We start from the raw sequence: 26,489 nt of genomic DNA on the forward strand, positions 1-26,489 counted from the left end.
GGCGGAGTACTGAGTCCAAAAAAACTTATCCGGCTCTGGTCGGGCGGCAATGTCATTACGGTTGTGGTGGCGGCACCGGCCCACGTCCTGGCCCGGATTGTGTGGTAACCAGGTAACGATCTTTCTGGCGCGGAGGGCGTTGATGCGACGACGTCTATAGCCCCTCCGCTGGCTTATTGGGCTTTTAATCCGGGCCGTCCCGGCCATCCCGGGAAGATCGCTCGAGCGGGTTAAGTTTACCCGTACGGAAAGAAGAAAACGCCAAAAACACGAAAAGAATCAATCTTGTAAAAACCCGCCGCCTTTCGCTCGACGCTATGCAAAAAAGTGAAAAACAAATGTTTCGATTTTTCAAGGCTCAAGGCGAAAATAAGACCAGTTTTCCAGACGGTTGGAAAAAAAGTCTTTCCGGAACACCGCTCGCAGGTGTATCTTCCGCGCGGGGGCGAGTAGGGGGAGTGTATTTTTCAGTTAGTACCGGTTAGTACCGATTTTTCCTCATTTTGAACAGGGTGGCTCCCATGCGCGTGCGTTTCGGTCTTGATTTCGAGGGGGCCGGTGCGGCTTCCGGTCTCACTATCACTGCAGCGTCCCCAGCCAAGGTGCTGGCAGTCTCTGCTCCTGTCCCGGCCCTGGCGGGATTCGAATCGCCCGGTTTCGAGTTCGGCGCCCTTGGCCCGATCGTTTCCGGTGCCGTAATCGCGCTGAATGGCGGGGCTTCCATTGGCCCGGCCAGTGGGTTGCACTCCGCGCCAGCTAACGAATTGTCCGGGGCTCCTCAGGGCGATACATCCAGCACCCTGACCAGTGGCTATGTTTTCTGCAGTTGCGGACTCTGTGCCGGTGGAACCAATGGAACTGGTGGGCGGTTTACGGCCGAAGAGGTCGCTGCAGCCGAAGCCGGGCGTGGCGTTGGCAAGGGTTCGGGCGCCGGTACGTCAGAACTGCTTCCCGACTATGTTTTCGATGCGGTCGACAACCGTTACGAATTTACCGGCAACCAGGATATCGATGCCGTTCTGTTCGGCTCGCGCTGGACATTGAGCACCATCACCTTCAGTTTTCCAACGTCAGGCGCCCAGTATGCGACGCCCTATTACGATCCCGGCTACCTGACCAGCCACGTCGCCTTCAACGCAGCTCAGCAGGCGGCGGGGCAATATGCGATGTTGACCCTGATGCGAGGCTACATCAGCACGTTTGTCAACGAGATCGCGCCATCGCTGGCCACGCCTGCGACCATCCGCATGTCGCAGACCACAGACAATTCGCTGGGTTCTGCGGAAGGCAACTTCCCCGGTTCCGACAGCTGGGACGGCGACATCTGGTTTGGCCAGACCGGTCAGCCCTTCTACCTGACGCCACAGATCGGTAACTGGGGCCAGGCGACCATCATGCACGAGATCGGCCACGCCATGGGGCTGAAGCACGGTCACCAGGACTATACCGGTTTCGACCTGACGGTCGGCGGCTATCTCGACGGTCCCGGGCCGCGTTTCGGTACGCGCGCGCTGCCGGCCAATCACGATAGCTGGGCCTATTCGATCATGACCTACCGCTCGGATCCGGGTAACAACGCCGGCGGTAATCCCAGCTTCCAGGGCGACCAGTTCAACCAGCCGCAGACCTTCATGCAGAACGACATCGCCGCTCTGCAATACATGTATGGCGCGGACTTTACCTCGCCTGAAGCCAACGCGACGAATACCATTTATACGTTCAATCCGGTCACCGGCCGGATGTCGATCAATGGTGTTGGCCAGGAAACGCCGACTTTCGATGCCGTCAACAATGTCGGCAAGATCTTCCGGACCATCTGGGATGGCGGCGGCGTCGACACCTACGACTTCGACAACTTTACCGGCAACCAGACGATCAACCTGAATCCCGGCAGCTTTTCGACCATGAACACGGCGCAGTTGGCGGACCTGCGGCCGCTGAGCGCCACCTATGTCGCGGCGCCGGGCAATATCGCCAACGCCCTGCTGTATAACGGTGACACCCGTTCGCTGATCGAAAACGCCAACGGCGGTTCCGGCAACGACACTATCTCCGGCAATGATGCCAACAATGTCATTCATGGCAATGGCGGCAATGACTACGAAGATGGCGATGACGGCAATGACACGCTGTACGGCGAGGCCGGCAATGACACGCTGGATGGCTGGAACGACAATGACAACCTCTATGGCGGTGACGGCAATGACCTGATGTACGGCTATTTCGGCAACGATTACCTGTTCGCAAGCACCGGGCTGGATACTCTGCGTGGCGAAAGCGGCAACGACTATCTGAGCGGCGGCACTGGCATTGACAGCATGGTGGGTGGCACAGGCAACGACACCTATGTCATGGAAGAGGCCGGCGATATCGTCGTCGAGGACGCGAGCGAAGGTACCGACCTCGTTTATGTCTATTTCAACTATACCCTTCTGGCCAATTTCGAGAACCTTACATTGCTCGGATCGGGCAATATTGACGGTACCGGCAACAGCGCTGCCAACCTGATCTATGGCAACAGCTTCAACAACGTCCTGCTGGGCGGCGGCGGCGGCGCCGATACCATCTTTGGCCAGGGCGGTGATGACTATATCTGGAACACCAATTTCGCCAACCATTCGCTGAACGGTGGTTCCGGAAACGACACCATCGGTGGTGGTTTCCAATACGGCGGAACCTGGGACGGCAGCTCCGGTGTCGATATGGTCGACATGACACTGCATAATTTTGTTGCGACCTATAACCTGTTGACGGGAACCTACACCACTGGGGGCGGGACACAGAACATCCTGAACTTTGAAAACGTCAATGCGGGCGATCAGAACGACACGATCAACGGCAGCGACGCGGTCAATGCGCTCTACGGCAATGGCGGCAATGACATCATCAACGGTCTGGGTGGGAGTGACTCCCTCTTTGGCGGGGCAGGTATCGATACGCTCAACGGCGGTACCGGCAACGACACCCTTCTGGGCGGTGCCGGGGCCGATATCGTCAATGGTCAGGACGGTAATGACGTCATCACCTCCAGTGGGGATGGCGGCACCTATGATGGCGGTACGGGCAACGATACCGCATTTGCCGGCCTTGGTGGTGAAACCATGATCGGTGGATCGGGCACCGACCTGCTCGATACGACGTCGTTTGATGGCAACTACGTTGTCAACCTGACAACGGGACTGACGAATTTTGGTGGCGAACTTTATACAGGGTTTGAACAACTGACGTCCGGCGCTGGCAACGATTCGCTGACTGGCACGACTGGCGCCAACGTCATCAATGGCGGTGGCGGCAACGACACCATCCTGGGTAGCGGCGGTGCCGACACGATGAATGGTCAAGCGGGCGACGACTATATCTGGGCCAGCCTGGGTACGCCGGAAAGCCTTGATGGCGGCGCGGGTACCGACACGCTGAACACGTCCTTGTTCGGCGGAGATTACCTGGTTAACCTGGTCACCGGTGCGACAAACTTTGCTGGCGAACTGTTCGTCAACTTCGAGAACCTGATCAGCGGCAGCGGCAACGACACCCTGACCGGGACGAATGGAGACAATTCGATCGAAGGCGGCGACGGTAACGACCTGATCGACTCGGGCAGCGGTAACGATACGGTCCAGGGCGGCGCCGGTAACGACACGATCGGTACGACCACCTTCTCCAGCCGGTCCTATCTCGGCCAGGGCGGGGACGACGTGATCAGCGGCGGGTTCCTTTACGGGGACACGTGGGATGGTGGGGCTGGCGTCGATACGGCAGACCTGACCCTGCATGATTATTCCGCGACCGTCAATCTGGGGGTGGGAACCTACACGACGATCAATGGCACGCTGAACATTCTCAACTTCGAGAATTTCAATGCCGGCGGTCAGAACGACATTATTGTCGGCACGTCTGCAGCGAACGTCATCAACGCTGGGGCTGGTAATGACGATATCGATGCCGGCGGTGGCGCAGACACCATCAACGGCGATGCAGGCGACGACTATATTCATGCCAGCTTTGCCGGCACAAAGGTCTATAATGGCGGTGCCGGCAACGACACGGTCGGCGGGAACTTCAGTTACAACAGCAGCTTTGACGGCGGTGACGGTGTCGACCTGCTGGATATGAGCTTTGTGGCGAGCACGCTCCTGCCGGTCACGTTCGATATGAACACCGGTGCCTGGGTTGATGGGATCGACACCTTCACCGCGGTGAATTTCGAGAACTACATTGGGGTCGGCGTCGCCGAGTCCGTCACGGGCACCGCAGGTGCTAACTCGATCGATGGCGGTGACGGCGACGACACGATTATCGGCGGTGCGGGCAGCGACACGATCAATGGTGGGGCAGGTAACGACTCGATCAATGCCGGTGTGTTGTCCGATGGTACGGATACGGTCGATGGCAACGGCGGGGACGACACAATCGTCTCGTCGGGGCAGGGAACCTACAATGGTGGCCTCGGTGATGACTACATCTATGCCGGGTTAACGGACATTGGCGGCGAAGTCCTGGATGGCGGCGACGGTACCGACACGCTCAATACGAGCCTGTGGGGCGGCAACTACGTCATTGATCTGGTGACCGGCCTGACCAACTATCCCGGTGAGGATTATGACAATTTCGAAAACGTCATAACCGGCGTTGGTAACGACAGCATCACCGGTACGGCAGGCTCTAACTGGATCGATGGTGGCATAGGCGCCGATACGCTGACCGGCGGGGCGGGTGATGATACCTATATCGTCGACAACGTGGCCGACGACGTCAATGAAACGGGCGGGAACGGCAACGATCTGGTCCGGTCTTCGGTCAGCTACTCCCTGGCCGGCATGGTGGTCGAAACCCTGACCCTTACGGGTGCGGCCAATATCAACGCCACCGGCAACGGCAATGGCAACACGCTGAACGGCAACAGTGGCAACAATGCCCTCGATGGTGCCGCCGGCAGCGATACCATGTTGGGCGGCCTGGGCGACGACAGCTACTACGTCAATGTCGCCGGCGATGTCGTTACGGAACTGGCCGCAGAAGGCAATGACACCATCTTCACGGCGCTCACCTACAGCCTGGCCGGCAGGCAGGTCGAAAACCTGGTCCTGCAAGGCGCGGCCGCCATTAACGGCACCGGCAACGGCTTCGCCAACGTCCTGACCGGCAACAGCGCGGTCAATACGCTGGACGGCGGAAGTGGCAATGACCGTCTCGACGGTGGCGCCAGTGCTGACAACCTGATCGGTGGCACCGGCGCCGACACCTATGTCGTCGACAATGCCGGTGATACGATCACTGAACTGGCCGGCGGCGGCGCAGACCTGGTCGAGTCTTCGACTACCTACGGCCTGGCGGCCAATGTTGAAAACCTGACACTGACCGGGGTAGCCGCCATAAACGGTACAGGCAATAGCCTGAACAACGTCCTGACCGGTAACTCGGCCAACAACGTTCTGGCCGGTGGGCTCGGTAACGATACCTACTATGTCCAGAACACGGGCGACAACGTGGTCGAAGCCGGTGGGGCGGGGACGGACACCATCTTCTCGACGGTGACCTACAACCTCAACGGCCGTTACGCCGAAACCATCCAACTGACCGGTGTTGCGAACATCAATGCCACGGGCAACAGCCTGGCCAATAATCTGATGGGCAATGACGGCAACAACACGATCAACGGCAAGGGCGGGGCCGATAACCTCGCCGGCGGCCTGGGTCTGGACACCTTCCTGTTCGAGACCGGCAGCGGCGCCGACCAGATCATGGACTTCAGCTTCGCTCAGGGTGATATCATCAACCTCAATGCCTACACCGGCGGGGTCGCCAACAATGCCCTGGTCGTTCAGGTCGGCGCTAATGTGGTTATCAACTTTGGTGGCGGCAACATCATCACGATCGTGACGGCGCTCGAAGCCAATGTTGAGGCTCAGATTATTTGGTAATCTATAAACACTTATTGAGTCCTGGGGCTTTGCGGTTCTGCCGTAAAGCCCTTTTTTTATCCGGAATGCGCAAGATTGATGTGCGGGCAAATTGTATCTGCTGCGGCCACATAGGCCGGACGAAAAGTACGCCATTTCAACTTGGTAACAAATGCTTTACCGGGCGTGCCGGACGTTGGATTTTTCGTTGAAAAATCAACGATCCAGCCGTGGTTAACCGTGGTTCATAAAAGTTTCGCAAGAAAACGGTCTTCCGCCGTGCACCGCAACGGGTGTAAGTGTCCATCGGGGGAATGTTTGCCGTCGTGTAAAGCTGTTGCGGGAGTCCTTCGATTTTGTATCGAAGCGGGGGCTTCCGAATGCGTCCCTGTTTCCTTTCCGATCGTCGGATGTTGGCAGCGCCGTCATGGTGTGCGTCCGGCGGGATGGGCTTGTTTCTTGTCATTTCACATGTCCTGAGGGTGCTCCCATGCGCGTACGTTTCGGTTTCGATTTTGAGGAAGCCGGTCAGGCTTCTGGTCTCAACTCATCGGCTTCGGCCCTGGCCCTGTCGGCGGCAGCGACGCCGACTCTGGTTGCGCTTGAAGCGTCCAACTTTGCGCTGACCGCGCCGAAGCTGGCCAGCGACAGCCTGGCCGCGGGATTGGTTTCGGCGCCGTCCGAAAGCTACCTCGGCCGCGGTGAGACGGCTTCGGCTACGGTGTTCTCGGCGCCGGCGGACGGCAATACTTATGCCGGCAACAGCTATACGGGCGCGCACTTTACCGGCCATATGTCCGGCGGCGCCACGGGCGGCGGTGTCAATGGCTCCTCCGGACCCGGCCAGACCCAGCGCATCAGCCAGTATTTCGATGGGGGCCAGGGGCGATATGAGTTCAGCGGCAACCAGGATATCGACGCCGTCCTGATCGGCTCCAAATGGTCGAGCACCAGCCTGACCTTCAGCTTCCCGACGTCGGGCAGCTTTTATCAGACGCCCTATTACGACAGCGGTTACCTGACCAACCACGTGGTCTTCAATGCCGCGCAACAGGCCGCTGTGCGTTATGCCCTGAATACGCTGATCTTTGGCTATACCTTGCTGTCCTTTACGGAAGTAACGGAAAGCAACACCACCCATGCCAATCTGCGTTTTTCGCAGACGACCGATTCGGATGCGGGGTCGGCGGAAGGGAACTTCCCAGGTTCCGATAGCTGGGACGGCGACGTCTGGTTCGGCCAGACCGGCCAGCCCTTCTACCTGACGCCGCAGATCGGCAACTGGGGCATGGCGACGATCATGCACGAGATCGGGCACGCCCTGGGTCTCAAGCACGGCCATCAAGACTATACCGGCTTTGATTTATCGGCCGGCGGTTATGTCGACGGACCGGGACCACGTTACGGCTCCGCTGCGCTGGATGCCGCCCGTGACACGTGGGCCAATTCACTGATGACCTACCGTTCGGCGTCGGGCTATGCCGCCGACTTCCAGGGCGATCAGTTCAACCAGCCCCAGACCTATATGCAGAATGATATCGCGGCGCTGCAGTATCTGTACGGCGCCTGGTTCGGCTACAACAGTGGCGACACGACCTATAGCTTCAACGTCACGACCGGTGAAATGTTCATCAACGGTTTCGGCCAAGGTACGCCAACGCTGAATGGCGGCCAGGGCAAGATCTTCCGTACCATCTGGGACGGTAACGGTATCGACACCTATGACTTCAGCAACTTCACTGACAACCAGACGATAAACCTGGCGCCCGGCGCCTGGTCGACCATGAGCACGGCCCGCCTGGTCGACCTGCGGCCTCTGGATGGCGGCGTCAATGTCGCGCCTCCGGGAAATCTCGCCAATGCCCTGCTGTACAATGGCGATACCCGCTCGCTGATTGAAAACGCCAATGGCGGGTCGGGGAATGACAGCATCTATGGCAACCAGGCCGGTAACACGTTGCAGGGAAATGGCGGCAACGACTATCTCGCGGCCGGAACGGGCAATGACACGTTGTACGGTGAGGTTGGCAACGATGTACTCGACGGCTGGTACGACAATGACATCGCCTACGGCCAGGAGGGCAACGATGTCCTTTACGGCTATTTTGGTGATGACACGCTCAGCGGCGGGAGCGACAACGACACCCTGTTCGGCGAAGACGGCAATGACTATCTGGAAGGTGACAGCGGCGACGATTCCCTGAGCGGCTCGGTCGGGAATGACAGCTATATCGTCAGGGAGGTGGGTGACGTGGTCTCGGAAGCCGCGGATAGTGGCACGGATCTCGTATGGGCTGAGATCACCTACACTCTGGGCGATAACTTTGAAAACCTGAATCTGTTCGGATTCTATGCCGTCGACGGAACAGGTAACAGCCTCAACAATGTCATCAATGGCAACAGTTATAACAATATACTGAGTGGCGGCGGCGGCATCGACACGATCAATGGCGCTGGCGGGGACGATGTCGTCTATTCGACGGGCTTTGGTAGCTTTAGTGGTGGCACCGGCAATGATACGGTGTGGATCGGTAACGGCTATCCCGAAACCCTGGATGGCAATGACGGGATCGACCTGCTGGAAGCGTCGACGGCGGCCTTCAACTACGCCATCAACATGGTCACGGGCGTGACCAATTTCCCTTCCGAGTCGTTTGTCAATTTCGAAAACCTCAACAGCGGCTCGGGCGATGACACCCTCGTCGGAACCTCCGGCGACAACATCATCAATGCCGGTGCGGGCAATGACGACGTCGACGCCAATGGCGGCAATGACACCGTGGATGGTGGTGACGGCAATGACTACCTGCAGAGCAGCGGCGGCGGCTTGATGACCTACTATGGTGGCGCGGGCAACGACACCGTGACGGGCTACCTCAACTATCCCAGCTGGGCCGACGGTGGCGCCGATATCGATACCCTGGATCTGGCCTTTGTCCTTTTCAGCGCCTTGCCCGTCAGCTTCAACCTGGCGACGGGCGTCTACAGTGACGGCGCCGGTAACCACACCTTCCTGAATTTCGAAAACTATCTCGGTCAGGGCGGCGCGGAGACAATCACGGGGACCTCGGATGATAACATCATCAATGCCGGCGGCGGTGACGATGACATCGATGCCGGCGGCGGCAATGATACGGTCGACGGTGGCGACGGTAATGACTACCTGCACAACACCAACGCGTTCGGTGGCGTGGTAAACTGGTACGGTGGTGCCGGCAATGACACGGTGACAGGTGTTTTCAACTATACCAGCTATGTCGACGGTGGCGCCGATGTCGACACGTTGGACCTGTCCTATATCACCGGAGGCATTCCGCCGATCGCCTTTGACCTGGCGACCGGCGTCTACACAGATGGCGGTGGCAATCTGACCCTTCTCAATTTTGAGAATTATCTCGGCCAGGGCGCTGCGGAAACCATCGGTGGCACCGATGCCGCCAACCGGATCGATGGCAATAACGGCAATGACTCGATTTCCGGGCTGCTGGGGGCAGATACATTGAACGGCGGCGCCGGTAACGACACCCTGCACGCCGGGACCTATGACGCTGCCGATCTGGTCGATGGCGGTTCCGGTAACGACGTCATTACCGCTTCAGGCAATGGCGCCTTCACCGGCGGTACCGGAAATGACTATATGTACGCCGGACTGGGTGTCAACGAGACGCTCGACGGTGGCAGTGGTACCGACACCATCGACACCACGCTGTGGGCCGGGTCCTATGATCTGGACATGGTCACCGGACTCACCAACTACGGTGGCGAATCCTATGTCAATTTCGAGCATGCCGTGACGGGTGTCGGCAACGACACCGTCTACGGAACAGGTATCGCTAACCGCATCGAAAGCGGGGCTGGCAATGATTATGTGGATGGTCTCGGCGGTCTGGATACCCTGGTCGGCGGCACGGGCGACGACTCCTATGTCGTCAATGCCGGCGCCGATGTCGTCGTCGAAGCGGTGGGCGAAGGCAATGACGTGGTCTATTCGACGGCGACCTATGCGCTGGCCGGCACGTCCGTGGAAACCCTTGTCCTGCTGGGCGTTACCAACATCAGCGGCACCGGCAATGACCTCGACAACACGCTTTACGGCAGTGGCGGCAACAACATTCTGGACGGAGGCCTGGGCACTGATCTCTCCTACGGTGGCCTCGGGAACGACACCTATGTCGTCAACGTCGCCGCAGATATCATCGTGGAGATGGCCGGCGAAGGCACTGACCTGGTCCAGGCGTCGGACAGCTATAGTCTGTCATCCGATGTCGAAAACCTGACCCTGACTGGCGCGGGCAATATCAACGGCACCGGCAATGGGCTGGGCAATGTTATCACCGGCAATAGCGGCAACAACGTCCTCACCGGCGGGCTGGGCGACGACACCTATTATGTCCAGAACGCCGGCGACAGTGTCGTCGAAGTCAATGGCGAAGGGATAGACGTGGTCTACGCCGGGCTGACCTGGACCTTGGCCGGCAGCTATGCGGACAATCTGTACCTGACCGGCGTCGCCAATATCAATGGCACCGGCAACGGCGCGGCCAACACGATTGTCGGCAATTCTGGCACCAATGCCCTGATCGGCGGCGGCGGCCACGACGTGCTGGATGGCGGTGCCGGGGCCGATACCCTGACCGGCAATACCGGCAATGACAGCTACTGGGTCGACAATGCCGGCGACAATGTCGTCGAAGCCAGTGGCGAAGGGACCGCGGATGTCATCAATGCCTCGGTTAGCTACAGCCTGACCGGGCGCAATATCGAAACCCTGATCCTGACCGGAGCGGCCAATATCGACGGCACCGGCAACAGCCTGGCCCAGAGCCTGATCGGCAACAGCGGTAACAACATCCTGACGGCGCTGGGCGGCAACGACTACCTCGATGGCGGCGCCGGCGGCACGGATACGCTGATCGGCGGCACGGGCGATGACACCTATATCTTCGGCACCGGGGATACCCTGACCGAGGCGGCCGGCGAGGGCACCGACACCGTGCGTTCCGCCGTCACGGTCACGCTTGCGGCGGAACTGGAGATCCTGGAACTGACCGGAGCTGCCAATGTTAATGGCACGGGCAATGCGTTGAACAACAAGCTCTACGGCAATGCCGGCGACAACGTGCTGACGGGCGGGGCCGGTAACGACAGCTTCTATATCCAGAATATCGGCGACAATGTTTCCGAAGCCGTCGGTGGCGGCACCGACAGCATCTTCTCGTCGGTGACCTACAGCCTGGCCGGCAAGCAGGTCGAAAACCTGACCCTGGTGGATGCAGCCGCCATTGACGGCACCGGCAACGGCCTCGCCAACGTCCTGACCGGCAACAGCGCGGTCAATACGCTGGATGGCGGAAGCGGCAATGACCGTCTCGACGGGGGTGCCAGCGCTGACAACCTGATCGGCGGCACGGGCGGCGACACCTATGTCGTCGACAATGCCGGTGATGTGATCACCGAACTGGCCGGCGGCGGTGCTGACCTGGTCGAGGCTTCGACCACCTATATCCTCGGCGCCGAGGTCGAAAACCTGACGCTCGTGGGCGCCCTGGCCATCAGCGGCACGGGCAATGGCCTGAACAACGTCCTGACGGGCAACTCCGCGACGAACGTGCTGGCCGGCGGACTGGGCAATGACACCTACTATGTTCAGAACACCACCGATAACGTCGTCGAAGCGGGCGGGGCGGGGACGGACGTGATCTTCTCGTCCGTGACGTATAGCCTTAACGGCCGTTTCGCCGAAACCATCAACCTGACGGGGGCGGCCAATATCAATGCCACCGGCAATTCGCTGGCCAACACGCTGAACGGCAACACCGGCAACAATACGCTGAATGGCAAGGGTGGGGCCGACAACCTCACCGGTGGCCTGGGGGCGGACATCTTCCTGTTCGAAGCGGGAAGCGGCGCCGACCAGATCCTGGACTTTACCATCGCCCAGGGCGATATCATCAATCTCAATGCCTACACGGGTGGCGTGGCCAACAATGCCCTGGTGGTGCAAAATGGTGCAGATGTTGTAATCAACCTTGGCGGCGGTAACATCATCACCATCTTGACCGCGCTCGAAGCCAATGTTGAGGCCCAGATCGTTTGGTAAAAAACACCTTTGACGTATGTAACACCAACCCGCGTAAGTCTTGACACACCGCGGGTTGGCAAGGCCGCCAGGGTAAGTTTCTGGCCGCCCAAGCTTTTGCGAGAAGGCATGGGGGACGCCTGGAGCACAATCCGATAAAGTGTGCAGAACTTTTCGGAAAATTGCGCGACAAGACAAAAACTTATAGCGCAATCCGATAAAGTGTGCAGCACTTTCCGGATAAATTGCGCGACAAAACAAAAACTTAGAGCGAGATGGCGATTCTACCTAAAGCCATCTCGCTATAGTGCTTAGCAGCCCCTGGGCCAGGGACGAGCATACGATTGTGCCGGCGCCCGCGTCGGCCGTGGCGCGCATGGTCTCTTCCCGCGGCGTGAACGGATCGACGCGGTGGCAATAGAAGATGTCGACATAGTCGACACCCATCCGCTTCAGGCTCTGGTCGCACGCGGCAATCCGGTATTTGCGTGACCCGTTGATACCGCCGTAAGGGCCGGGCCACATGTCCCTGCCGGCCCTGGACGAAATGATCAGTTCGTCGCGCAGCCCCGGAAATCGGCGACCAGGATGCGGCCGAAGTTTTCCTCGGCTGCCGCAGCGGCGGGCCGTAATTGTTGGCCAGGTCGAAATGGATGACGCCGCGATCAAAGGTCCGGCGGGCGATGGCGCGTCGGGCTTCATGGACGTCGATACCACCGAAATTCTGCCACAGGCCCAGCGAAATCGCCGGCTGTTTCAGCCCCGATGCGCCACAGCGGCGGTAGGGCATGGTGTTGTAACGGTCACGGGCGGGCGTGAACATGGTATCTCCTCTTATCTTTTGTTAAGGAGTGGGCTAAACTGCCGCCGACAACCGGGGAAGGGGATGCCCATGAAAAAGTTCGCAACGACGGTGTTGATGTTTGCCCTGGCCGGATGCGGTCCGCAGTCGGGCGAGCAGTTCGGAATCTATGCCGACGGCGAGAACCATATCACCGTCAGTCACGCCACCAGCCGTATCGTCTACGCCGCCGACGGAACGTCGGGCGAAGCTTTGCTGAAACAGGCCGAGGCGGGGCAGGGGCTCAGCTTCACTACCTGGCGCAACAAGGTGTCGTGCGGTATCACGGACTCGTCGGGCAATGTCTTTGCCGTGCCGCGCGGCGACCGTTTTGACAAGGACAACGCCATCTTCACGGTGGAAAAGGACTCTCCGGAATTGGCTAAGGCCAATGCGGGGCAGACCATTGCAGGGCTGGCCGGATCACGGGTGGTGACCCTGCGCACTGACAACCTGGTGCGGATCAGATATCTCTACGACGATGCTTCGGGGATCCGCTGGATCGATCAGTATAATCCCCAGGGCGAACTCGACCGACGCATCTGGCTGGAGCGCGGCGTCGGTTTTCTGGCCCATTGCCGCGGTTTCTCGGTCGACGATTACAGGGATTGAGCGCCGGTGACTTGTGGAACAGGTCAACCGGTAGCTTCCCGTCATCTGTCACCACATCCCGTCCCTGCCACATCAGGACATAGTGCCCCAGATAGGTGCCGTCGGGCGCTGTCGCCCGGCCCCAGATCTTAGGCCAGGTCGCCGTTCAGGGACAAGCCAATGGAACAGGTCTCCCACTTTAGCCGCGTCGGATTGTCGACCGGGCCTGGCCGCCTGAGCCGCAGTCCCAGCCAAGAGCATCAACGCCGTCAAATCTTTTACCAAAGCGCGCATCACCCATTCCCGGTGTCAGTGGAAGAGGACCATGCTGTCACTCCGCGGTTACGGCAAGTTAAGTAAGAGTCATTGGAGGCGGATGGGTTTGTCCGTGTATAGGTGCTGATGGTCTTCGCTGGCCTCGGCCCAACTGGTCGGAAGACGTGGCGGCGCGAACAGGACATCTTGAAAAGCCTGATGCATCTGACGGGCGCATATAGTGGCTGGAACGCGGCCGACCCCGGTTCCCATAGCCGGAAAGGCGAGTGTCGTTAGTCGCTCACCGATTGGCTTGCCAGACGGCAGGACACCATGCCGAACCAGAAGGAGGACGGCTCTGGTCGCCAGGTAGGGATTGACGGTCACTTCACCTAGGTACATCGGCACGCGCATGGTCGGGGCTGCGACCAGGTATGGGATGGCGGCATGTCCTGTTTCGATGAGCTCGGCCTGGCCGATAAGCAGTTCACCGTGATGCTTTTCGAGGATGGCCCGCCTCAGCCGCAGTTGCAGGTCCCAGCCAAAGTGTTCGGAATACAGCAAGTCCAGCCCGCCATCCATGAAGCCGAAGCTGTTGGCCGGGCTGACCACGGCGTCGCATTTGAGATCAAGGATCGAACCGCGGTGAACCGTTATGCCATCCAGCTCACCGAACTCGGCTTCCCAGGCAGCGGCCATAGCGTCATCCGGCGTGGCCAGGACGATCTTCATCCCAACCGGCCCAAGGCCTTGTCCAGTGCCTTGATCAGGTCGACCGGATCTTCCAGCCCGATCGACAGGCGGATCAGGCCTGGCGCAATGCCGGCCGTGGCCTGGGCCTCCGGCGACATGGCGGCGTGGGTCATCGAGCCCGGATGGACGATCAGGCTCTCGACCCCGCCCAGGGATTCGGCCAGGCTGAACAGGTCGATATCCTCGAACACTGTCTTGACCGCCTCCAGCCCGCCCGTGAGTTCAAAGCTCATCATGGCGCCCGGGCCCTTTTGCTGGCGTTTGGCGAGTTCGTGCTGCGGGTGGGAGACCAGGCCGGGATAGTGGACGACCTTCACAGCCGGATGGGTGTGGAGGTATTCCGCCACGGCTTGCGCCGACGCTTGCGCCTGTTTGATGCGCACGAACAGGGTGCGCACGCCGCGAAGGGTCATATAGCTGTCGAAGGCCGGTGCCGTGGCGCCGACACAGTTGGCCCACCAACGAATCGGCAGGACGTCGGCCGGATGGGCGCAGACCAGGGCGCCGCCGATGACATCGGAGTGGCCGTTAATGTATTTGGTCGTCGAATGGACGACATAGTCGGCGCCAAAAGCGATCGGGTTTTGCAGGGCCGGCGACAGGAAGGTGTTATCGACCGCGACCTGCGCGCCGGCGTCGTGGCCTTGTTTGATCAATTTTTCGAGGTCAATCAGGCGCATCAGCGGGTTGGACGGCGTTTCCAGCAGCAACAAGGCGGTCGGTTTGGCCAGGGCTGCGGCCAGGGCAGCCTCGTCGTTCTGATCGACATAAACGCATTCGATCAGGCCCTGCTTTTGGCGGGCATTGAGCAGGCGCTGCGTGCCGCCGTAGCAATCGTGCGGGACGACCAATCTCTTCGATTTGACGGCGGTCGGGTCGGGGGTGGCTGAGGGGGCGATCGGATTGGCGCGGTCGAGGTCTTGCCACAGCAGGTCGAGCGCGGCGAGACCAGAAGCCGTCATGACCGCGCCGGCGCCGCCTTCCAGTTCGGCAACGACCTCAGCGATGATTTCGCGCGTCGGATTGCCCGAGCGGGCATAGTCGTAGGTCCGCTTCTTGCCAAAGCCCTCGAAGGAGAAGTTGGTGCTGAGATAGATGGGCGGCATGACCGAACCATGGGCCGGGTCGGTATCGACACCGATATTGATGACCTTGGTCTGGAGGCTGGCGTCTTTGAGATAGTCTTTGGTCATGGGAGGCAGGACTCTTAAACTTTATACCTCCCCGTTATACGGGGAGGTGGATCATTTGCGGTAGCAAATGAGACGGTGGGGGATTGGGCCCGCTGTCGTCTCAATACCTTGTTCGTTATCCGGTGCCAGGAAATCCCCCCTCCGACTGCGCGCTCCGCTGGCAGCCCATCGGCTTCGCCAAACCCCCTTATAACGGGGGAGTATAAGAAGAAAGAAGCCCTTTGCAGCTTTAGCTCAGCGACATTCGGACAATATCGGACACGGCCGAAATCTCCTTCAGGAAAGCATCATGGCCGTACAGCGACGGAAAGTCGACCAGCACGCTGTCGGCCAGGGCATTATGCAAAAGTTTCATGTCGTCATAGGGCACCAGGCGATCGGTCGGCACGGCGGCCAAAAACACCTTGGCCTTGATCCGGGCCGGATCGACGCGGTGGCGGTCCAGGCTGTCCGACATGGCGATCCAGCGGTTGACGTCCGTCGCTGAATAGGCGTCGCCACGGGCGCGCAGATAGCCGCAGACCGTATAGTTGTCCCCGGCCAGCTCCGGTGGCGGGCCGTCGAACCGCTCGGCGAATTCGGCATCCGACCGATAGGTGGTCATGGCCAGTTGCCGGGCCAGCGAAATGCCCTCGGCATCGCGGCCGGTCTCCTTGCCGAACATCAGTAACCGGCGTTGCAGGCCGCGGAAAGCCGTCGCCATTGGATGGGCACGGTGAGCCGCCGAGATGATGCACAGCCGCTCGACGGCATCCGGGTACAACTCGGCAAAGGCCAGGCCGATCATGGCGCCGTAGGAGGCGCCGACGAAGTTGTAGATGCGCTCCACGCCGAGATGATCGAGCAAAAGCTTGACCAGCCGCGCCTGGTCGTGGGTCGATATGGTGTAGATATGGTTGGCCGGCAGGCGCGGGGCAAACTCGATGCTGAGCACGCGCCAGACATTGAGGTCCAGGGCTTCACCGGGGCCGGCGACGCCTTCCCACCAGCCCGGCGCGGCGGCTGTAGCGTCTTCCTTGGCGAACAACACCCGGCCGGCGGATATGCCGCCGGCGGCGACCACGACGGGGGCATTGGCCGGGCCATACAGCCGCGCCACCACATCCGTCTGGTCCAGCTTCTGACCGCTTTGCAGGCGGAAATCGTCAGGAATGCGGGCGGTAATGTCGGTCCCGTCGAGGTCAGGCGCGCTCAGGAAGGTGTGCATATTCATGGTGTGTCCGGTATGCCGTGAGTTCAGACTTCATCGGGACCAGACGGGAGAACGCCCCGCGCGACGGCGGGTTAGCGTGTCTCTCATCTCTCGGGGAAATGCGCCCCGTAGGAGTTGGCACCATTCCACAGGCTTGTGGCGGTTGCCCCAGCGTCGTCGGGCCTTTCCCTCGGCTGGTCTCGATGAGTTACACGACAAATCGCTTAATTTCGCAGTTGCGTCAAGAGGCTGCGCGGAACCGGCTCCACTCCGCCAGCAGGATGCCGGCGCAAATCAGCGCCAGCGCCAACAGGTGAAAGCCGTGCAGCGGCTCATGCAGGATTACCACCGCCAGGAAGACGCCAAAGATCGGCAGGAGATTGATGAACAGGCCGGCGCGGTTGCTGCCAATCAGCTCGACAGCCGCGATATAGGCGCCGGCCGCAATCAGCGACGGGAAGATGGCGGCATAGGCCACCGCCCACCAGCCCTGGGCGTCGGGCCAGGTGACCGGCGTGTTGTGATAACGCCAGATCAAGGCGGGGACACAGGCGATCAGGGCACCGATGCAGGAGGTCGCCATGAAGGTCTTCCAGTGCAGATCGGGCTTCCAGCGCAGCGCCACCGTATATCCGGCGTAGATGACGATGGCGACCAGCATCATGGCGTCGCCAATATTGAGGTTCAGATGCAGCAACTGGCGGATATCGCCGTGGGTGGCGGTCACGAGCACACCGCAGAAGGTGAGAACGAAACCGGCGATCTGGGCCAGCGTGGCGCGCAGGCGGAACAAAGCGAAATTGGCCACGAAGATGACCAGCGGAATGCCCGACTGTTCGATCATCACATTGACCGTGCTGGTATGGTTCAGCGCCATGTAGAGCAGCAGGTTGAACAGGGTAAACCCGATGGCACCGTAACCCAGAAGCAGGGGCCATTTCGCTTTGATGACGGGCCAGTCGCGCTTTAGCTGCGGGACGGCGAGGAACAGTATGATCAAACAGGCGAACACCCACCGCAGGCTGGTCAGCAGCACCGGTTCAATATGGCCGACCGCCAGCTTGCCCGCCACGCTGTTGCCCGCCCACAGGAAGTTGGTCAGGATCAGCAAGGCGTAGGCGCGGAAGGGCATGCGTCCCTTCTAGGCGCAAAGCCGTTCTCGATTCAAGCTCCGAACCCTTCAACCGGCGTCTTCGCGCCTTCGCGTCTTCGCGTGCCGCTCATGCGCGGTCGTGGCAAAATACCGGAACTCGCCAATTTTCGCTTTTCCTTTCCTGTTGGCTCCTGTAGCGACCTCACACGAATAAAAGGGCAGGCCTATGTCAATTCTCGTCGTCAAATTCGGTGGTTCAGTTCTGGTGTCGGAAAGCGCGCTGCATCGCGCGGTATCGGAAATCTACCGCTATACCCGCGACGCCCGCAAGGTTGTCGCCGTCGTCTCGGCCTTCAAAGGCCAGACCGACCAGCTTCTGCGGCTGGCTGGCGCCTATACCCAGGCCTCGTCGTCGTCGGCGACGCCGCACCTGGTGGCTACTGGCGAGATGCGCGCCGCCACCCTTCTGGCCATGGCCTGCGAGCGCTCCGGCATTCCGACGCGGTTCCGTTCGGCCTCCGAAATCGGCCTGGTGGCCGATGGAGAGCACCTGAACGCCAACCCCATCGCCATGAATCCAGACGTCCTGGTCAGCGACCTGGAAAGCGTCGACCTGGTCGTGGTGCCGGGCTACGTCGCCGAAAACGCAACTGGCGAGCCGGTTCTGCTCGGCCGCGGCGGCTCGGATCTGACGGCTGTCTTCATTGGCGACAGGCTGGGGGCGCCGGTGCGTCTCTACAAGGATGTCGACGCCATCTACGACGCCGATCCTGCCCAGGTTGGCGACTCGGCCAGACCCTATGACAGCCTTGATTGGGACGAATCGCTGAAAATCGCCTTCCCGGTGGTTCAGAACAAGGCCATGCGCTATGCCGCCGATCGCGGTCTGACCATCGAGGTCGCCGCGTTGAGCAAGGGCTACCAGACCGTCATGGGCGCGCCGACCGCTTACCGCAAAATGCCGACCCTGAAGCGTCCGATCCGCATAGCCGTCATGGGCGCCGGCGGGGTCGGGGCCAAGTTCCTGGAACGCTGCCTGGAATGGTCCGACCTCATCGAGGTCGACCGTGTCCTGGTTCGTGACCCGTCCAAACGCCGCGACCATCCGCTGGCCGCCGCCTTTACCTCGGACGCGCGTAACTTTGTTCGTAATGATGTCGACGTCTTCGTTGATATCGGCACGGGTGTTTCGCCCTCGGCCGAGTTGCTGGAGGGCTTTCTCAAGGCCGGCGTGTCGGTGACCAGCGCCAACAAGCAAGCCGTCGCCGCCGCCGGCGACAAGCTGCGCGCCGCGGCCAGGGCGTCAGGCGCCATGCTGACCTATTCGCCCAGCGTTGGTGGTGGCGCGCCGATCATCGAGGCGCTGAAACGCGCCGTCAAGTCGCGCAAGGTCAAGTCGATCGCCGGGGTGCTGAACGGCACCTCCAACTTCGTCATCGACCAGGTCGAGTCCGGCAAGAGCTTCGATGCCGCCATGGACGAGGCCAGGCGCCTAGGGTTTGCTGAACCCGATTCGACGGCCGATCTCGACGGCACCGATGTCGGCGCCAAGCTGAAACTGCTGCGCGAGATCGCCTTCCCGGGCCAGACGCCGGCCCATCTCGAGGTCGGCCAGATCACCGAGGACTCGCTGATCATTCCGCCGGGCAAGGGGCTGCGCTATGTCGCGCGCTGTTATCTCACGGATCAGGGGATGCAGGCGTCGATGAAGCTGGAGGTGCTGGACCGTGACCACTATCTGGTTGGGGCGCGCGGCGAACAGAACCGCGCGATTATCGAGCTGGAAGGTGGTGAGTCCGGGGGCGAGACCTGGTACGTCACGGGCAAGGGCGCCGGCGCCTGGCCGACGACCGAATCGCTGCTGGCCGACGTGTTGCAGATCGCCCGCGAGCATAAATTGCAGGCATGAGGAACGCGGCGTGACCCCGGAAAGCTGCAACGCCTTCTGCGCTGGACTGTCCGCCACCAGCCATGTCGTGCAATGGGGCGGTTCGGATGTCTGGAAGGTGGGTGGCAAGGTCTTCGCCGTCGCCGGCTGGGGGAAGGACGACCATTTCGCGGTCAGCTTCAAGGTGTCAGAGCTGGCCTTTGAGGTTTTGAGCGATCATCCCGATTGCCGGCCGGCACCATACCTGGCGTCGCGGGGCATGAAGTGGATCCAGTATTATCGCGGTGACGTGATGGAGGATGGTGAACTGGAAGACCTGATCCGCCAGTCGCATACAATCGTGGCGGCGGGTTTGCCGAAGAAGACGCGGGTAAGTCTGGGATTGACGTGACGCGGTGCGGTCCTTAGGACCCCTCCGTCTCGACGCGTTACGGCCTATGGCCTTCACTTGCTCGCCACCTCCCCATTATCATGGGGAGGAGAAGTCGTAATTATTCATACTACCTTCTCCTCCCTGCCGAAGGTGGGGAGGTGCTGAGCAAGCAAGGCCCCCCTATGGGCCGAAGCGCGTCGAAGCGGAGGGGTCCTCTTTGGACCGCGGTTACAGGTTCGAGGATGAGGCCATCATGAACTACAGACACGGCTTCCATGCCGGCAACTTCGCCGACCTCGCCAAGCACGCCGCGGTCCTGACGCTGTTGCGCCTGATCCGCGAGGCGGAAGATCCGCTCCTGGTCGTCGACACCCACGCCGGCGCCGGTTTCTACGATTTGTCCAATCCCGATTTTGCCCGCTCGAAAGAGGCCGAGGCCGGGATTAAATACCTGATGAGCCAGGAGGTTCCTGACAGCCTGCAACCCCTGGCCAGTTACGTCCGCGCCAAGAACCTCAAAGCCGGTTTCCGCGACGTCGTCGGCATCTATCCCGGCTCGCCTGTTCTGGTGCTGGACCATATCCGCCAGGGTGATCAATACATCGGCTGTGAGCTGCGCGACGACGATTTCAACCTGTTGCGAGAGCGCATCGAGCCGCGCGGAAAAGCCTTGAAAGAAGACGGCTATCAGGTCGCAATCGACTCGGCCGGGTCGCCGCGATCGCTGTTTTATCTGGTCGATCCGCCGTTCGAACGCGGCGACGACTATGACAACCTGACCTCGACGCTGCAGGGTATTCTCAGCCGCAAGGCCGATGCGCGCGTGCTGATCTGGTTGCCGTTGAAGGATCTGGAAACCTTCGACGCCTGGCTGCGCGGCCTGGAGCGCACGCTCGATCCCATGCCCGCCAACCTGATCGCCGAGTTGCGCCTGCGGCCGCTGTGGAACCCGATGAAGATGAACGGCTGTGTGCTGATGGCCGTCAATCCGCCGAAAAATTTTGCATTGCACCTAAAATCAATTGCAGAGGACGTTGTCCGCGTTTTCGGTGAAGTCGGGGGCCAAGCCAGAGTGTGGTCTTTATAAAAAAGCGTCTGGCCCATATAAAAATTACACAAGTCTCAAATTGCCGTGAGATGGTTTCTCCTGGTTGGAGTCCGCCGTGGAACATGCTATGTTGCGACGCAACAAGTTTACTGAACGCCTCATTTGACCCGAAAACCTGAGCGTTTTTTGGCGTGAGGCTCATGGCCCGAGGTGAGAAATGTTGACTGTATCTGAAACTGAGTCGCCGAAATTGCTTCCCTTTACGAGCCCGGTGGAGATCAAGCAGGCCTCTGAAAAGGCGGTGCATCTGTGGGTCGGCGCGATGTCGCCGATGTGGGTGCCGTTCTGGGCGGCGACCAGTTTTGGCATCGGCGCCTGGACGGTTGTTCAGTCGCTGAGCCGGTCGGGCGGTTTGTTTAAGGATCTGCCCCAGGTCACCGATCTGGCATCGAAATGGCCGGGCTTTAACGTGCCTTTGCCAAAGGATCTGGCCGAGCCGGCGGAGGCGCCGGCTGAAACCGCCGCCGAGCGCGTCAAAAGTACCATAGATTCCCAGCAAGCTGTCGCGACAAAGGTCGCAGATACGGTGGTCGAGACCCGTGAAACTGTTGTGGAAACGGCTAAGCCTGCCTTCGAAATTCTGATCGATCCGGTCACCGAAATCCCTGTGATCCCTGGCCTGGCCGAAGCGACCGCGGAGTTTACGCCCGTTGACGCGCCCGTCCCAGCTTCAGTCGTGGACGCTGCAGCCGAGGTGGTCAAGGCTGCCGAGCCTGCCCCCGTAATCCAGGCAGCGAAGCCAGTTGCCAAGGCGATGCCGAAGCCGATTGCCGCCGAACTGGCTGTGGCCAAGCCAGCGGTTGACACGAAACCTGAATCCGTCGCCACAAAGCCGGCACCCGCCCCTGCACCGAAGCCGGTTCCGCCAGCCAAGCCCGCTGAAGCTGTCGCACCCAAACCTGCTGACGTCATTACCAAGCCGGAGGCATTTACGCCGGCGCCCAAGGCCGCTGGCAAGCCGGCGCCGAAACCTGCCACGAAGCCCGAGTCCTGAGGTCTTATTTCTTGCGGGCCAGACGAATATCGACAACCACCGGCCTATGATCCGAACCGGTAAAGCCGCCGACTTGACGGCGGCTCAAGACCCGGTCCGGGCTGGCCAGGATATTATCGATTCCCACCCGCAACAACGACGGCAGGAAGCTGGGCCATGTACCGCGCAGAGCCGGCGCCTGATGCAGGCCTGTCTGGCCCATGAAGTCATCCATGCCCGACGCCGACGGCGAGGTGTTGAAATCGCCGACCAGGATCAGGTCCTGTTGGGCGAAGCCATCCAGCGCCGCGGCGAGGCGGGAAAACTGGCGGCGCTGATCCTCGGGATCGCTGAATGGCCACGGCCGTGTCAGATGGGTGACGGCCAGCTTGAACGGCCGGCCCGGTGCCTCGACGTCGACCGTCATCAAGGCAAAGCCGCCAGGCCGGGGGCGTGGACGGCGTAACGGAAAGCGCGATACCACCACCATGTCATAGCGTGTCGCCACATAGGGCCGTGTCGCTTTCAAGCCCCTGATCAGGGCCGCCCGTGCGTCGGGGTTGGCTTCGATCACCGCCACGACGTCAGGGTTTTGTTTGTCGACCCACGGCAACAGCTTTTCCGGCGTCTTATTGCGGATCAACAGGTTGGCGAAGACCAGCCGCACCGGCGCAACGGTGTCATCCGCCGCTGCCTGCTTCGGAAAGGCCTGGGGCCAGACGGCGGCCAGCATCAGGGCGCAGGCCAGGCCTGCCAAACCACCGGCCCATTTTTGCCGCATTACAGTAAGGCCGGCGGCCATCACAACGAACGCCGACAGGATCGGCACCGAGAATATATCGATGAGATAGAACAGCGGCCGGTGCGGATTGGCCAGACAGATCAGGGCCACCAGGATCATAACTGCGGCCGCGGTAACCCCGGCTGCCCGTAGGATTCGTTGTAACACTCGCAACATATCTGTCCTGTCGGCGGTTGACTTTTGATCGCTTCATGGCCTTAGCTGACGTGCGCGAAAGGTTAATTTTCTCTTAGCGGGGGACCCCATGCTGGCCAGGTCGCACGATCACATCCATCGCATCTATGACTCGATCGAATCGATAAAGCGACTCTCGGATCGGATCATCGGCATTGGCCCGATCAACATCATCGGTCTCGACGGTATCCTGGCTCTGGTGCCCATACCCGGTTTGGGCACACTCTATTCCGTCTCGGCCGGAGGTTTCCTGTTGATCCAGGGGATTCGCGCCCGTGTGACACTCAGCACAATCGCGACGTCTTTCATCATTCTGCTGCTCGATAGCGGCATCACAACCATTGAAGATATTGCCAAGTTCTTTCCGCCTTTGGCTCTCGTTCCCGGATTGATCGATGCCTTCTTCCAGGGGCATCTCTATGCCGCCCACCTGATCCAAAAGGATATCGACCGCACGCTTTACATCGAGGGGCCCCGCGGCAGCGCGGAGGAGCATCGCGAACATCTGGCCGATATGCGCGAACAAAAGGGCAAGAAGCGGGTCGTCTATCTGGGTTAAGGGCTGGCTCGATTAGGCGCGGGAGTTGCGGAGGCCGCCGCCGGAAGGGGTAGTCTTTTCCGTCAGGGCGTTCCACAAGAAGATAGCACCACGGCTGGTGACAGCCATGCTGGTGCCGATGACCACATTGTGGTGCAGGGGGTAGCCCCTAAAGGTGACATGCGCGGTGTCGAACCCGGCGGCGGTCAAGTCCCCGATCGCCGCCAGCCGGCGCAGTTCGTTGTAGTCGGCCGTCGTCAGGTCGAACTGGGAAATCACTTGCTGGCTTTGCATCGCCTGGGCGATCGCCGTGTTAAGGCGTTCTACAATGGTCATGAACTTTACAAACTCCCTGACCCCTGATCCTCGCATTCCGAAAATAAAGGAACAATTTGGAGATCGATTTTCATCGGCCGCCATTCAGTTTTTGGGGGGTGAGGCAGGTGGAGGCGCGAAAATGGCCGGGGCCCGGCTTCTCGCGAAACCGGGCCCCGATGGTGCCGTATGGCAGGATTGAACTGCCGACCTCAGCCTTACCAAGGATGCGCTCTACCACTGAGCTAATACGGCGAAGAGGCAGGGGCTATAGCCAAACTTTTCCGGAAGGCAAAGCGAAAAATCACGACCTCTTGAATTTCTTCTCCGCTTTTCGTAACGCCTTGCCATGAGCACAAAAGACGCCGCACGAAACAAACCCGTTCTTTCTGAAAAAGAAAGGCGCGCGCAGGCCCTTCAGAAGGCGCTGCGCGACAACCTGCGCCGTCGCAAGGCGGCGGCAGTTGAGGAACCCGCGCCCGATTCCGAAAATACGACGGATCCGGACAGGGAAAAGCACTAAGCCTGTCTTGCGTGCGGCCGAATGTGATGTAGAACCGCGATTCCCGTTTCGCGTATTTTTTGACTTACGGACATCTATATGGATCGCATCGTTATCGAGGGCGGCAGCCCCCTGTACGGAGACATACCCATCTCCGGGGCCAAGAATTCAGCGATCAAGCTGATGGCGGCCTCGCTGCTTACCTCGGAACCGGTTCGCCTGACCAACATGCCGCGCCTGGCCGATACGCGCCTGCTGTCGCGCCTGTTGCTGCGGTTCGGCACCCGTATAGCGGAATCCAATGAAGGCGGTCAGTGCATGACCCTGCACACGCCGGAAATCACCTCGTCTTTCGCGCCTTACGATCTGGTGCGCCAGATGCGCGCCTCGTTCAATGTCCTGGGCCCGTTACTGGCGCGCACCGGCCATGCCAAGGTGTCACTGCCCGGCGGGTGCACCATAGGGGCCCGCCCTGTCGATCTGCACCTGAAGGCACTGGAGGCTCTTGGCGCTCATATCGATATGCACGAGGGCTATGTTTTCGCCCAGGCGCCGCGCGGCCTGAAAGGCGCGCAGATTGACTTCCCCTTCGTTTCGGTTGGCGCCACCGAACACGCTCTGATGGCGGCGGTGCTTGCCCAAGGCACAACGGTGATGACCAGCTGCGCCTGTGAGCCGGAAATCGTCGACCTCGCCGAATGCCTCAACGCCATGGGCGCAAGGATCAGTGGCGCGGGCACCACCACGATCGTCGTCGAGGGCGTCACCAGCCTGCACGGCACCGACTGGGCCGTCATCTGCGACCGGATCGAGGCCGGTACCTACGCCGCCGCCGCCGCCATGGCGGGGGGAGAGGTCCGCCTGACCGGCGTTCGGCCAGAACTGATTTCTATCCTGCTCGACAAACTGACCCAGGCCGGCTGTGAGGTCAACCGAGGTGTCGACACAGTCACCCTTACCCGCAGGGATGGCCGGCTACAGCCGGTCGATCTTGAAACTCAAGTCTATCCGGGCTTTGCCACCGACCTGCAGGCCCAGTTCATGGCCCTGATGTCGCTCGCCGACGGCGAAAGCGTCATCCGCGAGACCATTTTCGAGAACCGCTTCATGCATGTTCCCGAACTTGGCCGACTTGGCGCAGACATCTCGGTGTCGGGCGGCGAGGCCCGCGTCCGCGGTGTCGCCGAACTGCGTGGCGCCCAGGTCATGGCGACCGACCTTCGCGCCTCGGCTTGCCTGGTGATTGCCGGCCTGGCGGCGCGCGGCGAAACCATCATCAACCGAGTCTACCACCTGGACCGCGGTTTCGAGAACCTGGAAGGCAAGCTGTCGGCCTGTGGCGCCAATATCCGGCGGCTCAAGGGATCCGATCCGATCCCGGAAGATGAGTGATGTTCGGCAAGCCACGTGCAAAGCCGCTCCGTCTGATGGCCGAGGACGCGGATGACCTGCCGGCCATCTCAGCCCTGATCCAGGATGCTGCCCTGCGTTTCGGCGATATGGCCTATGACCGCGTCGGTCGCCATTTTACCGTGCGGATGAATCGCTTCTGCCACGAACTCGACAGTCGTCAACCCCTGCGGGCGCCGTCGGTGCTACGTGTTTCCGGCGTCGGCAAGGTGCAGATCCGCGGCCTCGATCCAAAGAACGGCCAGCAGCATCTGAGCCTTCTGGACGTCTCGATCGAACCCCTGGCCCCACCGGCTGCGGTGCTGATCCTGCGGTTTGCCGGCGAAGGCACGCGCGACATCCGTATCGAAACAGAATGCGTCGACGTCTTATTGCTGGACCTGGCCGCCCCACACCGGGCAAAGTCGACTCCACATCACCCTTATACCAACCCTCGATGACCTTGACTCATCGTGGGTTGGCAAGCGCGACTGCGCGCCCGAGCTTTTGCGAGGAGCCATGCGGCGCCT

17 protein-coding genes, 1 tRNA gene, 1 pseudogene and 1 riboswitch are annotated in these 26,489 nt (G+C 60.6%); of the genes and pseudogenes, 11 read left to right on the plus strand and 8 right to left on the minus strand.

Annotation, left to right across the window (positions count from 1 at the left end; all coding sequences use genetic code 11):
* Positions 1–521: 521 nt before the first annotated feature.
* Together ABAC402_RS36665 and ABAC402_RS36670 are read left to right on the plus strand one after the other, a co-directional pair.
* Entirely contained in the window at positions 522–5,921 is a 5,400-nt protein-coding gene (locus ABAC402_RS36665; RefSeq protein ID WP_023450893.1) for a M10 family metallopeptidase C-terminal domain-containing protein, read from the plus strand.
* A gap of 469 nt (positions 5,922–6,390) precedes the next feature.
* On the plus strand, positions 6,391–12,000 hold the full coding sequence (locus ABAC402_RS36670; RefSeq protein ID WP_023450894.1) for a M10 family metallopeptidase: 5,610 nt from the start codon (positions 6,391–6,393) through the stop codon (positions 11,998–12,000).
* Positions 12,001–12,342: 342 nt separating this feature from the next.
* Here the strand turns inward: ABAC402_RS36670 and ABAC402_RS36675 are convergent.
* Positions 12,343–12,769: pseudogene (locus ABAC402_RS36675) on the minus strand (aldo/keto reductase); the annotation flags it as partial.
* Positions 12,770–12,871: 102 nt separating this feature from the next.
* Here ABAC402_RS36675 and ABAC402_RS36680 point away from each other — a divergent pair.
* Positions 12,872–13,432: a hypothetical protein gene (locus ABAC402_RS36680; protein WP_023450896.1), complete on the plus strand. Its 561-nt coding sequence runs from the start codon at positions 12,872–12,874 to the stop codon at positions 13,430–13,432.
* Between the two features lie 342 nt (positions 13,433–13,774).
* Here the strand turns inward: ABAC402_RS36680 and ABAC402_RS36685 are convergent, their stop codons facing one another.
* The 4 genes from ABAC402_RS36685 to ABAC402_RS36700 form a co-directional block, all read right to left on the minus strand.
* Positions 13,775–14,398, minus strand: coding sequence for a macro domain-containing protein (locus tag ABAC402_RS36685; protein WP_023450897.1), 624 nt, complete (start codon positions 14,396–14,398; stop codon positions 13,775–13,777).
* Positions 14,395–15,612, minus strand: coding sequence for a cystathionine gamma-synthase (gene metB / locus ABAC402_RS36690; RefSeq protein ID WP_023450898.1), 1,218 nt, complete (start codon positions 15,610–15,612; stop codon positions 14,395–14,397). Before metB ends, ABAC402_RS36685 begins: the two co-directional genes overlap by 4 nt.
* Before the next feature lie 229 nt (positions 15,613–15,841).
* Positions 15,842–16,825, minus strand: a complete 984-nt coding sequence (locus tag ABAC402_RS36695; protein WP_023450899.1) for a homoserine O-succinyltransferase — start codon at positions 16,823–16,825, stop codon at positions 15,842–15,844.
* A gap of 80 nt (positions 16,826–16,905) precedes the next feature.
* Positions 16,906–17,014, minus strand: a riboswitch (SAM riboswitch).
* 31 nt (positions 17,015–17,045) lie between these two features.
* Complete coding sequence (locus ABAC402_RS36700) at positions 17,046–17,936, minus strand: DMT family transporter (RefSeq protein ID WP_023450900.1); 891 nt, start codon at positions 17,934–17,936, stop codon at positions 17,046–17,048.
* Positions 17,937–18,123: 187 nt separating this feature from the next.
* Between ABAC402_RS36700 and ABAC402_RS36705 the strand changes: the two genes are divergently transcribed.
* The 4 genes from ABAC402_RS36705 to ABAC402_RS41195 all read left to right on the plus strand — a co-directional run bounded on the left by ABAC402_RS36705 (position 18,124) and on the right by ABAC402_RS41195 (position 22,260).
* Positions 18,124–19,806, plus strand: coding sequence for a homoserine dehydrogenase (locus tag ABAC402_RS36705; RefSeq protein WP_023450901.1), 1,683 nt, complete (start codon positions 18,124–18,126; stop codon positions 19,804–19,806).
* 10 nt (positions 19,807–19,816) lie between these two features.
* Positions 19,817–20,176, plus strand: coding sequence for an MmcQ/YjbR family DNA-binding protein (locus ABAC402_RS36710; RefSeq protein WP_023450902.1), 360 nt, complete (start codon positions 19,817–19,819; stop codon positions 20,174–20,176).
* 235 nt (positions 20,177–20,411) lie between these two features.
* Positions 20,412–21,245, plus strand: coding sequence for a 23S rRNA (adenine(2030)-N(6))-methyltransferase RlmJ (gene rlmJ, locus ABAC402_RS36715; protein WP_031235976.1), 834 nt, complete (start codon positions 20,412–20,414; stop codon positions 21,243–21,245).
* Between the two features lie 178 nt (positions 21,246–21,423).
* Positions 21,424–22,260, plus strand: coding sequence for a hypothetical protein (locus ABAC402_RS41195; RefSeq protein WP_155847468.1), 837 nt, complete (start codon positions 21,424–21,426; stop codon positions 22,258–22,260).
* 4 nt (positions 22,261–22,264) lie between these two features.
* On the opposite strand, the gene ABAC402_RS36720 is transcribed toward ABAC402_RS41195, so the two are convergent.
* Positions 22,265–23,140, minus strand: a complete 876-nt coding sequence (locus tag ABAC402_RS36720) for an endonuclease/exonuclease/phosphatase family protein (RefSeq protein ID WP_023450905.1) — start codon at positions 23,138–23,140, stop codon at positions 22,265–22,267.
* Between the two features lie 145 nt (positions 23,141–23,285).
* On the opposite strand from ABAC402_RS36720, the gene ABAC402_RS36725 reads away from it, so the two are divergent.
* Complete coding sequence (locus ABAC402_RS36725) at positions 23,286–23,774, plus strand: DUF4112 domain-containing protein (RefSeq protein WP_023450906.1); 489 nt, start codon at positions 23,286–23,288, stop codon at positions 23,772–23,774.
* Positions 23,775–23,786: 12 nt separating this feature from the next.
* Here ABAC402_RS36725 and ABAC402_RS36730 read toward each other — a convergent pair whose 3' ends face one another.
* Positions 23,787–24,089, minus strand: a complete 303-nt coding sequence (locus ABAC402_RS36730; protein ID WP_023450907.1) for a hypothetical protein — start codon at positions 24,087–24,089, stop codon at positions 23,787–23,789.
* A 159-nt stretch (positions 24,090–24,248) separates the two neighbouring features.
* Positions 24,249–24,323: transfer RNA gene (locus tag ABAC402_RS36735), tRNA-Thr, on the minus strand.
* Between the two features lie 94 nt (positions 24,324–24,417).
* On the opposite strand from ABAC402_RS36735, the gene ABAC402_RS40590 reads away from it, so the two are divergent.
* From ABAC402_RS40590 to ABAC402_RS36745, 3 genes are all read left to right on the plus strand, one after another.
* Positions 24,418–24,591: a hypothetical protein gene (locus ABAC402_RS40590; RefSeq protein ID WP_023450908.1), complete on the plus strand. Its 174-nt coding sequence runs from the start codon at positions 24,418–24,420 to the stop codon at positions 24,589–24,591.
* Between the two features lie 78 nt (positions 24,592–24,669).
* Entirely contained in the window at positions 24,670–25,962 is a 1,293-nt protein-coding gene (gene murA / locus ABAC402_RS36740) for a UDP-N-acetylglucosamine 1-carboxyvinyltransferase (protein ID WP_023450909.1), read from the plus strand.
* Positions 25,962–26,420: a DUF2948 family protein gene (locus tag ABAC402_RS36745; protein ID WP_023450910.1), complete on the plus strand. Its 459-nt coding sequence runs from the start codon at positions 25,962–25,964 to the stop codon at positions 26,418–26,420. The genes murA and ABAC402_RS36745 overlap by 1 nt, the downstream gene beginning before the upstream one ends.
* Positions 26,421–26,489 lie beyond the last annotated feature (69 nt).

The sequence above is a fragment of the Asticcacaulis sp. AC402 genome (assembly GCF_000495835.1).
GTDB lineage: Bacteria > Pseudomonadota > Alphaproteobacteria > Caulobacterales > Caulobacteraceae > Asticcacaulis.

Bases quoted from the DNA above. Each gene is read 5' to 3' on its own strand.
- ABAC402_RS36670 (WP_023450894.1), top strand. From the start codon at position 6,391: ATGCGCGTACGTTTCGGTTTCGATTTTGAGGAAGCCGGTCAGGCTTCT.
- ABAC402_RS36680 (WP_023450896.1), top strand. From the start codon at position 12,872: ATGAAAAAGTTCGCAACGACGGTGTTGATGTTTGCCCTGGCCGGATGC.
- ABAC402_RS36700 (WP_023450900.1), bottom strand. From the start codon at position 17,936: ATGCCCTTCCGCGCCTACGCCTTGCTGATCCTGACCAACTTCCTGTGG.
- ABAC402_RS36725 (WP_023450906.1), top strand. From the start codon at position 23,286: ATGCTGGCCAGGTCGCACGATCACATCCATCGCATCTATGACTCGATC.
- murA (WP_023450909.1), top strand. From the start codon at position 24,670: ATGGATCGCATCGTTATCGAGGGCGGCAGCCCCCTGTACGGAGACATA.
- ABAC402_RS36685 (WP_023450897.1), bottom strand. From the start codon at position 14,398: ATGAAGATCGTCCTGGCCACGCCGGATGACGCTATGGCCGCTGCCTGG.
- ABAC402_RS36745 (WP_023450910.1), top strand. From the start codon at position 25,962: ATGTTCGGCAAGCCACGTGCAAAGCCGCTCCGTCTGATGGCCGAGGAC.
- rlmJ (WP_031235976.1), top strand. From the start codon at position 20,412: ATGAACTACAGACACGGCTTCCATGCCGGCAACTTCGCCGACCTCGCC.
- ABAC402_RS36695 (WP_023450899.1), bottom strand. From the start codon at position 16,825: ATGAATATGCACACCTTCCTGAGCGCGCCTGACCTCGACGGGACCGAC.
- ABAC402_RS36720 (WP_023450905.1), bottom strand. From the start codon at position 23,140: ATGATCCTGGTGGCCCTGATCTGTCTGGCCAATCCGCACCGGCCGCTG.
- ABAC402_RS40590 (WP_023450908.1), top strand. From the start codon at position 24,418: ATGAGCACAAAAGACGCCGCACGAAACAAACCCGTTCTTTCTGAAAAA.
- ABAC402_RS36730 (WP_023450907.1), bottom strand. From the start codon at position 24,089: ATGACCATTGTAGAACGCCTTAACACGGCGATCGCCCAGGCGATGCAA.
- ABAC402_RS36705 (WP_023450901.1), top strand. From the start codon at position 18,124: ATGTCAATTCTCGTCGTCAAATTCGGTGGTTCAGTTCTGGTGTCGGAA.
- ABAC402_RS41195 (WP_155847468.1), top strand. From the start codon at position 21,424: ATGTTGACTGTATCTGAAACTGAGTCGCCGAAATTGCTTCCCTTTACG.
- ABAC402_RS36665 (WP_023450893.1), top strand. From the start codon at position 522: ATGCGCGTGCGTTTCGGTCTTGATTTCGAGGGGGCCGGTGCGGCTTCC.
- metB (WP_023450898.1), bottom strand. From the start codon at position 15,612: ATGACCAAAGACTATCTCAAAGACGCCAGCCTCCAGACCAAGGTCATC.